The sequence below is a fragment of the Salinivirga sp. genome (assembly GCF_035268865.1).
Lineage (GTDB): Bacteria > Bacteroidota > Bacteroidia > Bacteroidales > Salinivirgaceae > Salinivirga.
Genome location: NZ_DATFKB010000255.1, coordinates 1 through 10986, shown reverse-complemented (window position 1 = coordinate 10986; position 10986 = coordinate 1). Strand labels below are relative to the sequence as shown.

At 39.7% G+C, this 10986-nt stretch carries 10 protein-coding genes and 1 tRNA gene; 5 read left to right on the top strand and 6 right to left on the bottom strand.

All coding sequences use genetic code 11. The annotated features are described in order from the left end of the window. The 3 genes from VJ937_RS15605 to VJ937_RS15595 all read right to left on the bottom strand — a co-directional run. Window positions 1-809 (bottom strand): [Fe-Fe] hydrogenase large subunit C-terminal domain-containing protein (locus tag VJ937_RS15605; protein WP_324068617.1); only part of this gene is annotated, 809 nt, incomplete at its 3' end. A 6-nt stretch (window positions 810-815) separates the two neighbouring features. Beyond that, the gene (locus tag VJ937_RS15600; protein ID WP_324068615.1) at window positions 816-1229 is read right to left on the bottom strand and encodes an ATP-binding protein; all 414 of its coding nucleotides are present in this window, start codon (window positions 1227-1229) and stop codon (window positions 816-818) included. A 2-nt stretch (window positions 1230-1231) separates the two neighbouring features. Beyond that, the gene (locus tag VJ937_RS15595) at window positions 1232-1573 is read right to left on the bottom strand and encodes a transcriptional regulator (RefSeq protein WP_324068613.1); all 342 of its coding nucleotides are present in this window, start codon (window positions 1571-1573) and stop codon (window positions 1232-1234) included. Between the two features lie 387 nt (window positions 1574-1960). On the opposite strand from VJ937_RS15595, the gene VJ937_RS15590 reads away from it, so the two are divergent. Continuing rightward, window positions 1961-2404: a DUF4397 domain-containing protein gene (locus tag VJ937_RS15590; protein ID WP_057951981.1), complete on the top strand. Its 444-nt coding sequence runs from the start codon at window positions 1961-1963 to the stop codon at window positions 2402-2404. 372 nt (window positions 2405-2776) lie between these two features. Here the strand turns inward: VJ937_RS15590 and VJ937_RS15585 are convergent. Further along, window positions 2777-2850: transfer RNA gene (locus VJ937_RS15585), tRNA-Pro, on the bottom strand. A 142-nt stretch (window positions 2851-2992) separates the two neighbouring features. Here VJ937_RS15585 and VJ937_RS15580 point away from each other — a divergent pair. The 4 genes from VJ937_RS15580 (at window position 2993) to VJ937_RS15565 (ending at window position 9016) form a co-directional block, all read left to right on the top strand. Continuing rightward, window positions 2993-3358 carry a hypothetical protein gene (locus tag VJ937_RS15580; protein WP_324068611.1) on the top strand — a complete coding sequence of 122 codons (366 nt, stop codon included), beginning with the start codon at window positions 2993-2995 and terminating at the stop codon, window positions 3356-3358. 73 nt (window positions 3359-3431) lie between these two features. Continuing rightward, window positions 3432-4730 (top strand): efflux RND transporter periplasmic adaptor subunit, encoded by a 1299-nt coding sequence (locus VJ937_RS15575; RefSeq protein WP_324068609.1) that lies wholly within the window; start codon window positions 3432-3434, stop codon window positions 4728-4730. A gap of 12 nt (window positions 4731-4742) precedes the next feature. Beyond that, window positions 4743-7832 (top strand): efflux RND transporter permease subunit, encoded by a 3090-nt coding sequence (locus VJ937_RS15570; protein ID WP_324068607.1) that lies wholly within the window; start codon window positions 4743-4745, stop codon window positions 7830-7832. Then, complete coding sequence (locus tag VJ937_RS15565; RefSeq protein ID WP_324068605.1) at window positions 7829-9016, top strand: TolC family protein; 1188 nt, start codon at window positions 7829-7831, stop codon at window positions 9014-9016. The genes VJ937_RS15570 and VJ937_RS15565 overlap by 4 nt, the downstream gene beginning before the upstream one ends. 37 nt (window positions 9017-9053) lie before the next feature. Here the strand turns inward: VJ937_RS15565 and VJ937_RS15560 are convergent, their stop codons facing one another. Together VJ937_RS15560 and VJ937_RS15555 are read right to left on the bottom strand one after the other, a co-directional pair. Then, window positions 9054-10577: a PepSY-associated TM helix domain-containing protein gene (locus VJ937_RS15560; RefSeq protein ID WP_324068603.1), complete on the bottom strand. Its 1524-nt coding sequence runs from the start codon at window positions 10575-10577 to the stop codon at window positions 9054-9056. Window positions 10578-10676: 99 nt separating this feature from the next. Further along, window positions 10677-10986 (bottom strand): hypothetical protein (locus VJ937_RS15555; RefSeq protein WP_324068601.1); only part of this gene is annotated, 310 nt, incomplete at its 5' end.

The window sequence follows — 10986 nt, the reverse complement described above, 5'->3', positions numbered from 1 at the left end:
ATGGCTATGCTTCGGCCTTTGGCATGTGCTGCTTCTCCGTTGGTCAGACTCCACTTCAATGCTTCCGGACTCATAGTGGGCTTGTCGGGTAATTCACGGTGACTGCCTTTTCCCTGTTTGAGCGCCCTGAAAATGCGATTGAAAATGAAATCCATGTTAATTACACCATTAATGCGTGAGTCAGGTTCTCCAACCGGGCTCTTAATGGCTGCAATTTTTGCAGCACAGGGGGTGATGTAAAATATACCAATGTCTTCGTCTGCAATCCCCTGATCGGTTAAGTGTTTGCGATAAAATTGTGCAGCCAAATCAACCGGTGGCTTCAACTGCATTACATTGTTTGCCAGCGATGGGAATTTTACCTGTATAAGCCTTATTATTGCTGGGCAAAAGGACGATATTACAGGCCTGTATTCACTTTCCAATTGATATTTCGGAACTTCTTTTTTCAAAAAATCAGCACCATGCTCAACCTCAAATGCGTGGGTGAAACCTAAATCGAGCATTACTGCTGTAATTTGCGAAGCGTAGTATTTAGAAGGAAACTGACCGGTAAGTACACTTGGGTAAAGTGCCACGCGGTGTTTGTATTTAAATATATTGTTGAAATCGTCTTGTTCCACCTGTATGGCATTGACCGGGCAGGCTTTCATGCACATTCCACAATCAATGCATTTGTGTTCGTATATGAATGCTTTGCCGTCTTTAACACGAATGGCCTCTGTGGGACAAACCGTCATGCAATGTGTGCAGCCGTAGCAAACATCCTGATTTATTTTGAGTGCATGATGAAAAAAATGAGCTTCCATAGCTTTTTATTTTAAATAGTGTACAATGGATACTGTTGTACCCTCGTTCACTTTGCTTTCAATTTGCATTTCGTCGGCGTTCTTTTTCATATTGGGCAAACCCATACCGGCACCAAACCCCATTTCCCTTACAGCTTCGCTGGCAGTAGAGTAACCCTCTTTCATTGCTTCATCTATATTTTCAATCCCGGGCCCTTCATCTTTAATTTGCATTTTTATTATGGCACCGTCAATATCTACCGTTATTTTGCCTTTGTACGCATGGGCACATACATTTACTTCTCCCTCATAGAGTGCAACTACCACTCTTTTAATAATTTTGGGTTCCACATTGATTTTCTTAAGCATTTTTTTCACCTCACTTGAAGCAAAACCTGCTTTCGAAAAATCACCACCAGATATGGTAAACTCAAGTTTCATAATTAAAACAAGGGTTTAATGTTGTTTTGAAATAGTAGTCCGGCTATGTGGAACATTGAATAAGGGCTCTCGATAATGGTGATGTAGCTCTCTTCTGCAAGCTCAACCATTTCGGCAGTTGCTTTTTTACCACGTGCCAGAATAATACAGTTAATATCGGCCATTTCTGCAGTGCGTATTGCCTGCATATTTGCAAGACCTGTAAGGAGCAACATTTCGTCGGTATCAATCCGCAGTACATCGCTCATTAAATCTGAGGCAAAGCAAAAATTAAAATCAGCCTTATTCTTTGTGTAACTGGCAATATTTCCTTTGATAATTTCGCTGAGGGTAGTTATGGTCATTGTATCTCGGTTTTTTTATGTAAAGGTATCAAACCATGCACCATTTTCATATTGTCTGATATGCTGTATATCAGGTTTTCGGCCAATATGTTGCACAGCATAACAATGATCTTATTTATACTAAATAAAAATAAGGTTTACCGGGTGGTTTTGTAGTGTTTGTGTTTGTAAATCAGTTAGAAAGAGTGTAGTCGTTTTTATAAGTGTAAAAAACAAATAACCCAATCGCTCGTCTTTTTCCATTATTCCCCATAAAAAAGTTAGAAAAAAGATTTCAAAACTCACCATCTATTGCAACTACCAAAATACAGAATCGGAAAAGCATTTTTTTCGGCTTTGAAGACAAATTAACTAAATACCATTTTTATAAACTAAAATTTAATTTTTATGAAATTTCAAAATCAATTAAAAGCATTTGTTCTTGTTGCCTTAATGAGTCTCACATTTGTGGCATGTGAAGAAGATTCAGAAACTTATGAAGTACGCGTGCGCAATGGTGCTTATTCCGAAGCTTTAGGTGTTGTACCTACCAAGTACAATATTACTGAACTCAAAGTTGGTGGTAAAACAGTAGAAAATGTCGATTACGGCGAATTTTCCGATTATTTTGATATCGAGAGTGGAAAAGAGTACAATATTAGCATTTCTTATGATGTGTATTTGTACAATGCAGATACTCAGGCATGGCAGTTTGACGCATCTTACTCTGATGATTTAGGCGGAGAAGAGTGGGGAACAGGCGAATGTAACCCACAACGCATTACCATTACAATTAAAGAACTTTTAGGTGTTGCAGCAGGAGCAAACTATGAAGTATTTTGCGATGATTAATTAACAGTGGGGGTACTGTTTTTATTTATATAGCCTTTTGTAAAAGGTTTTGGGGAGAATTCCACCGGGAGTTCTCCCTTTCTGGTGAAAACCATCTGGCTTTTTTTGTATTCAATATTTTAGAATAAGAGGGAAAAGTGCAAAGTATTTGTAATAAAAAACGGATTAATCTGTTTTCTACCAAATTAATCCGTTTCAAAGTCGGGGTGACAGGATTACTCATCGCTAAACGTGATTCGTGAGCTCCTCCTTTCAGTCGTCGGTTCGCAACCTACGACCTCTTCTATATTTTAGAGTAAGAGGGAAAAGTGCAAAGTATTTGTAATAAAAAAAGGATTAACCTATTTTTCAACAAGTTAACCCTTTTCAATGTCGGGGTGACAGGATTTGAACCTACGACCTCTTCGTCCCGAACGAAGCGCGCTACCGGGCTGCGCTACACCCCGTTTTTAGATTACAGGTGTGCAAAATTAGTATTTATTATCTTTTTTTGAAAAATACACCTTTATTTTTTCATTTTCGCGGTTTCTCTGCTAGTTTTACATCCTGAAAAGGCAATGGCCGGATTTTTGTTCACAAATTGCAGGAATGAAAAGTTATAAAAAGCAAATAAGTTTATGGCTTGTGGCCCTGGCGCAGGGGCTCATGATTACACATGCTATTGTGCCGCACCATCACCACAACGAAGGGTTGGATGCTGGCAACTGCTGTGAAAGTCACCATGCTATGGATTTACAGTTTGAGCACCATACCAGTGATGAGTGTTGCACTGCCTGTAATTTTTTAAATACGCTTTTCTCTCAATTCCAATTCGATAATCAGTTTGTTCAGGTTGAATATCAACCCGCTTTTGCGGCTGTGCCGGCAAAAGCCTCTTTGACTGTCTTTAATGAAAAACCTGTTCGGTTTTTGCACCTCCGGCGACAATCGTTGCGTGCGCCCCCCAGAGCATAGTTATATCCGAATATTTTCCAATTAATTTTTCTACACCCACCAGACTGGGATCATTTTCTCAAAAAATATAACTATGTCACATAATCTATTGGCAATATTTATTGCGTTGATTTATTTAAGCGCTTGCGATGCTCATCCTGAGCACGAAGCAACGGGAGAAAACTCCCACCAGCATACACAGGAGCACAATCATGAAGCAGGAGATCACGACCATGATCATGGCGATCAGAATGGTGTTCATGAAGAAGCGCAACACAATCATGAATCAGGCGCTCATGAAGATGTTCAGGACCAGGAGCATGAAAATACAAAGCATGATGATGAACCTGCCACACAAAACCACGAAGAGGAGGGCCACGATCATGCGCAGGAAATTCATCAACACCAGGTACAAAAGATATTACTAAGACCCTTTTATGAGATTTTACATGTTAGTGGTCGCATTATGCCCTCGCAAAAGGGGCAGTCGATGCTTGCTGCCCGGCATTCAGGATTGGTAGTGTTTGACAACTACAGACTTATTGAAGGTCAAAAAGTACGCAAGGGGCAAAAGTTGTTTTTGATTTCTGCCAAAGGGCTAACTCATAATAATTTGGAGACAAAATACAATGAGGTGAAAAACGAATATGAGAAAGCCCTTCAGGATTATGAAAGAGCTCGTAATTTATTGAAAAATCAGATTATCTCACAGAGTGAGTATCAGGAACGTAAAGTCGATTACCAAAATATTAAAAGCCGATTCGAAATCATTAAAAAAAATTACGTTAAGGGCGGGCAGCCTGTGTATGCCTCGTCCGATGGCTTTATATCGCAATTATACGTTAAAGAAGGAGAATATGTGGAAATTGGTAGCCCGCTTGCAGCAATTGTAGAAGATAAAAGACTTGTTGTAAAAGCAGAAGTGCCGCAAGATTTGATCAGTGAGCTTTCTTATGTAACTGCTGCATCGTTTTCTCCTGCATACAGTGAAGAGATCTTTTTTACCGATTCACTAAAGGGGCAGTTATTGTCTGTGGGGCGTAGCACAGGGGCTTCTGTTTATACGCCTGTTTTTTTCGAGATCGATTATCAGCCTGAATTGTTGCCCGGGGCATTTGCCGATATCTACTTACACGCCCACGATGTTAACAATGCTGTTGTAATACCACAAACAGCTGTTTTAGAGGAGCTCAATAGATATTATGTTTACCTCTGGACAGGCCATGAGTTTAAAAAACAGTACATAGAAATTTCGGGCACTAACGGAAAAATGGTTAGTGTAGCTAGAGGCCTTAACCCTGAAGATCAAGTAGCAACAAAAGATGTATACAGAATTCGATTGTCGCAAATGTCAGGAGCTATGCCCGAACAAGCACATAATCACGCACATTAAAAATCGATCATCATGCTAAACAGAATAATTCAATACGCTCTGAAAAACAGGCTGGTGGTCATAACTGCTACGATTTTGCTAATCGCAGGAGGTGGCTATGTCACCACGCAAAGTGATATGGATGTTTTTCCGGATCTTACAGCGCCAACTGTTGTGGTAATGACCGAATCGCACGGTATGGCTCCCGAAGAGGTTGAAAAATTAGTGACATTCCCAATTGAAACTGCTGTCAATGGCGCTACGGGTGTCAGGCGCGTTCGCTCCTCATCCTCAATGGGATTTTCCATTGTGAATGTTGAGTTTGAGTGGGGAACCGATATTTATCGTGCACGGCAAACAGTATCTGAGAAGCTCGCTACAATTCAGGACCAATTGCCTTCAGGAGTAGACAATCCGGTATTGGCCCCCCAAAGCTCGATTATGGGAGAAATCATGATTTTAGCCATGACCTCAGATACTACTTCTCCTATGAAATTGCACACCCTCGCCGAGTGGAGTGTGCGTCCGCGTATACTTTCCGTTGGAGGCGTGGCACAGGTGTCTATTATAGGTGGCGAAACAAAGCAGTATCAGGTGCATGTAGATCCCTACAAGCTGAAATACCACGATGTTTCGCTTGACCAGGTACTGGAGGCTTGCCGCGCAGTGAACGAGAATGTTTCCGGTAGTTTTTTTAATCAGTATGGCAATGAGTATATTGTGCGTGGAATTATACGTACACACCGTTTAGAAGATATTGAAAACGCCCTTATTGAACAGCGCGGTGATTATGCTGTTCGGGTACGCGATATTGCAAAGGTGGAAACTGCACCTGCACCCGCTATCGGAACTGGATCTTATAATGGCAATAAAGCTGTAATATTGACTGTCACCAAGCAGCCTGACGTCAACACATTAAGGCTTACAAATCGTATTGATGAAGAACTCACCAGTATTGAATCTTCATTGCCGGCAGATGTGAAAATTCATAAAGATATTTTTAATCAGGCCCGGTTTATTGAAACAGCTGTTAATAATGTTATGCGTGCCATGGTTGAAGGAGGATTGTTTGTTGTGCTCGTATTATTTATTTTTCTTATGAATGGACGTACAACTGTAATTTCTCTTACAGCAATTCCATTGTCATTATTGGTAACATTTGTGGTTTTAAATGCATTTGGTCTTACAATTAATACGATGAGCCTTGGCGGAATGGCCATTGCAATAGGATCAGTTGTTGACGATGCCATTATTGATGTTGAAAATGTATATAAACGGTTACGGGAAAATATAGCTTTACCCAAAGCCGAGCGGCAGCCTAATTTGAATGTAATCTATAATGCATCAGTAGAGATTAGGGCTTCAATTATGAATGCTACACTTATTATTATTGTAGCCTTTTTACCACTCTTTTTCCTTAGCGGGATGGAGGGTCGCATGCTTAAACCTCTGGGTATAGCATACATTGTTTCGCTCCTGGCCTCGCTTATGGTTGCAGTGACATTAACACCTGTAATGTGTTCAATGCTTCTGACCAATGAGAAACGGTTGAAAAAACGTGCCAAAGGATCCTGGATTGAGCGAAATCTAAAGCGTATTTATCAAAACTCACTTGGAAAAATACTGAACAGACCAGCCTGGCCATTGGGGATAACATCAGCGTTATTTGTTTTTGCCTTTGTGCTTATGTTTACTTTTGGCAGAAGTTTCCTGCCACCTTTTAATGAAGGAGCTTTAACCATAAACACTGCCACATTACCGGGGATATCTCTGGAGAAGTCAAATGAAATAGGAAAACGTGTGGAGGCTACGTTGCTTGAAGTTCCCGAAATTAATACTACATCACGTCGAACAGGTCGTGCAGAACTTGCCGAGCACTCATTTGGAGTAAATGTATCGGAGATCGATGCACCTATATCATTTACCGGGCGCGATAAAAAAGCAGTTGTGGCTGATGTGCGGCAAAGGCTATCGCAAATCGATGGAATTATTTTCGAGGTCGGGCAACCTGTAAGCCACCGCATTGATGCAATGCTATCCGGAACGGAGGCAAATATAGCTATAAAGGTATTTGGTACCGAACTGAAAACCATGTACAATAAAGCCACAGAAATTCGAAGTCTTATAACCGATATAGAGGGCATTGCCGATGTGAATGTGGAGCAGCAAGTAGAAATTCCACAATTACAAATAAGGCCCAAGCGACAGATGTTGGCGCGTTATGGTATTTCTATTGCTGAATTTGGTCACTTCGTAGAAGCCGCACTTGGTGGTGAAAAAGTAAGTGATGTGTACGAGGGAGAGCGACTCTTCGAACTCATAGTGAGGTATAATGAAAAACATCGCGGAAGTATTGAGGCCATAAAGCGTACCCTCATAGAGACCGGAAATGGACAAAAAATCCCGTTGCATTATGTGGCACATATCAGCAGCGATTATGGTCCAAATACCATTAGTCGTGAAAATGTAAAAAGAAAAATTGTGGTTTCGGCCAATGTCGCAGGTAGCGATTTGCGTACCATTGTCAACGAAATTCAGCGACGTGTAGAGCAGAATGTGGATTTCCCGGAAAATTATTTTGTGACCTATGGCGGGCAGTTCGAAAGTGAATCCGAAGCCAGCAAGGTGCTGCTCATTACATCCTTATTGGCAATATTGATTATTTTTATGCTACTCTATCAGGAGTTTAAGAACGGTATATTAAGTGGATTGATTTTATTGAATCTGCCTTTGGCGCTTATTGGAGGTGTTTTTGCCGTTTGGTTTTCTTCTTCTGTAATTAGTATTCCTGCCATTATCGGGTTTATTACACTTTTTGGTATTGCTACACGAAATGGAATATTGTTGGTTTCGCGCTTTATACAGTTAAAGAAAGAGCAGTATAATCTGAACGAACGAATTATGATTGGTGCAGGTGAGCGGCTAAACCCAATTGTTATGACTGCCCTCACAGCGGCATTGGCATTACTTCCGCTTGCCATTGCATCAGGCAAGCCCGGTAATGAAATTCAGGGTCCTATGGCTATTGTAATACTTGGCGGATTGCTAAGCTCAACACTATTAAATATTTACATTATCCCATTGGTTTATCAAATTTTGGAAAAGAAAAAAGCGAAAAAATGAAATATATAAGGATAATTATTCTTGCAATAACCTTGTCTTTTTGTGTGAATTTCACAGTGGGGCAGGCTGTAAAACCTTATTTACAAAAGGTTTTGGCAAATAACCCATGGATACAGCAGGCAAAACAACAAATGGAAGCTGAAAGGTCTTCCCAGTTGACGGGAATAACTCCACCCGGCCCAGAATTAGAAGCAGGCTATTTTCCCGGAAAAGATAATGTTGTAAAAAGGACTTTTGGCGTTTCACAACGCTTTGAAATGCCGATGGTTTATAGTCGAAAATTGAAAAATGCGCGCTCTAAACAAGAAATAAGCAAAGCTGTTTATCAACAACGAATGATGGATATACTGCTTGAAGCATCCAAAAAAGCTATCCAATACAGGTATACACACAACGTGTTGGAGGTACTTGAAAGTAGAAAACAACATGCTGAGGAGTTACTTGCTGCTTTTGAAAAGAGCCTTGAGCAGGGAGATGCCAATTTACTTGAAGTGAATAAAATTAGGGTAGCTCAGTTAAATGTAACAGAGCGATTGGCTTATCACAAACAGAAACTAGCGAGTTTAAAGGCTGAAATAAGGCAATTTGTAAATGGCGAAAGTGTTGACTTCGAAAAAATCAAATATCCGGAGCCATTTGTATTATCTCGCAATGAATATGTAAACCTGGGATTGCAAAGTTCTCCTAATATTTTACAAATTAAGCAAAAATTAAAAACGGATAGTATTGCTGTTAAACTGTCGAAGGCGCAAAACTGGCCCTCATTTAAAGTGGGCTATGAATATGAAGCCGCCGACCCTGAACAGTTCAGCGGAATAAAAGCCGGGATATCAATTCCCCTTTGGCAAAACTCAAAAAAAACGAAGACTGCCAGAGCCCGCGTTATGGCAAGCTCGGCCAGAAACGATGCAATTATAAGCAGTTTGAAAACCCAACTGGTTAGTACTTACAATGAATACCGGCAGGTTACTGAAACTCATCAGCAGTACAGTAAAACTATGAATGAATTGGATTCATTTGAGTTACTGAAGAAATCTCTTGATTTTGGACATATTTCATTAATTGAATATTTACTTGAATTGAAATTTTTCTACGAAGCCAATGACCGTTTACTTGAACTCGCATATGAACAGGCTCTATTAAATGTAGAACTGAGGCGATTTGAATATATGAATCTGCAATAAGCAAATATTTTGAAGTCAGGCAGTAGTTAATTTTAAACTAATGCCTGACTTTGAATCTTTTACGATAAAGTAAATATCCGCTTATTACTACCATTACTGCAATAAGACCGCTTAATGGAACCAACAAAATGTAAAAATCCCCAAACAAAAAGCTGAAAAATCTTCCTGTATGTATTTCAAGGGAAAGGTTCCATAGCGACATATTACTTTTTTCTGAAATTTTATTTGGCATTTGTGGAAATTGTTCCTTGTGCCATAATGGAATTGCACCTTTGTCATAGTCAATCATGTATTGCTTTCCATTGCGTTTCTCGATAAGCCCGGTAACGGCATATTCGCCTACTGGTCTGCCTCCGGAGCGACTGCGGTAAAGGTTGCCTTTGGCATAATCCAGAATTTCTCTGTGTTCCGGATGCCATAAAAATAAACCGCTGAATGAACCTATCAAATAAGCACCTTTTTTATAAGGCTCAAATACGGTGATACCCATTACACTAACTGGAGGTTGTACCCTGAATTTCTGAATGTTCCTTAGGTTAAGGTTTGTATGATAAATTCCTTCAGAAGTTGCAATAAGAAAAGTGTTCCGTTTGGCATCAAAACGTATGTCTCTTAACTTATCGTACCATGGATTGGGTTGATCAAGGTGGGAAAAGGGGATGGGGGCAACTTTTAAATTGGCGATGGCAATTAATAATGGTGGCCGTAAAAATGTACCCGTGAAAAACAAAATGCTAAGAAACACAAATATCCACCTGCCTGTTTTATTATGCCATTTGAGTGACCATTTATTGGTTTTAGCTATTCTTTTAAAGTTCTTACCTTTTTTTCTCCTTTGTTTTATCCATTTGGGAAAAAAGAAGAATATAATACCTGTAAATGATATGAAAATGGTTATCAGCCCGAGAATGTCAGTAAATAGTTTTCCGGGCAACCCAAATATTTCACCGGAGTGAATTTGCCATATGGTTTCAAAAACACTGACCTCGTTTTTGTATCCGGTTGGAGCTGGTAGCTCTGTTTTCTGTAGTTTTGTATCAATACCTTTGTCGAGTCCTTTAAAAATATATGACCGGTTCATGGCATATAAAGTATCTTCTAGGCTCTCTATGCCAACGAAACGATTTATAGATACATCAACGTCGATTTTTTTCCAGATACCATTGCTTTTTTCATATGTGTATAAACCCGAAAGTGTTGCAGCATAAATGTTCCCGCTAGAAGTTTTATGTACATCAAATATCTTATGATTGTCTGCACCATGAGGAAAACCATGGTTAAAAGAAACGTAGTTTTCGTATAGGGAGTCGGTGAGCCAGATTCCTATATTGCCAAAAAGTAGTACACTATCCGCGCCGATATATTGGCTACCTTTCACGGCTGAGAGGTTCCAGTTATCATAACGGTAGTTTGAAGGAAGTATATCCCTGCTGATATCAAGTCCCGAAATTACATTTCTGTGATTCATTAAAATTCCGGTAACAGAGAAATATAAAAGCATGAAAGCAATAATAAGACCGGGCCACTTATGTAATTTTTTATAGGTTTTCCCTTTCCCCATTTTGTTGTAGTTTTATTTCAACCACAAAGAAAGAAGATCTTCAGCTCTTTTAATGTAACAAGTGTGACAAAAAGGTGAAAACAGGTAGTTAATTATTTCTTACCTTTTGCATGATGTGTGCGGAATTTTTGGAATCGGTACATGGTATTTCATAGCTATGGTAATGTAAGCTTCAATTTCATCCTGGTTATTTTTGTTTGGATAGCGTATCCCTTCTTCTACAACATGAATATCGTGCAACGAAACCTCGTAATTGCCGGGTGAGTTGCTGATTGTATCGCCAAAAAGTTGTTGAAGTGTAGCAATTGAATCTGCGAGTTGTTTTTTTGCACGGAACATTACTTTCTGTTGCAGAATATTCATTCTTTTAGCTTGCCCTTGAAGTGCGGTTGAAATATATATGGTATCG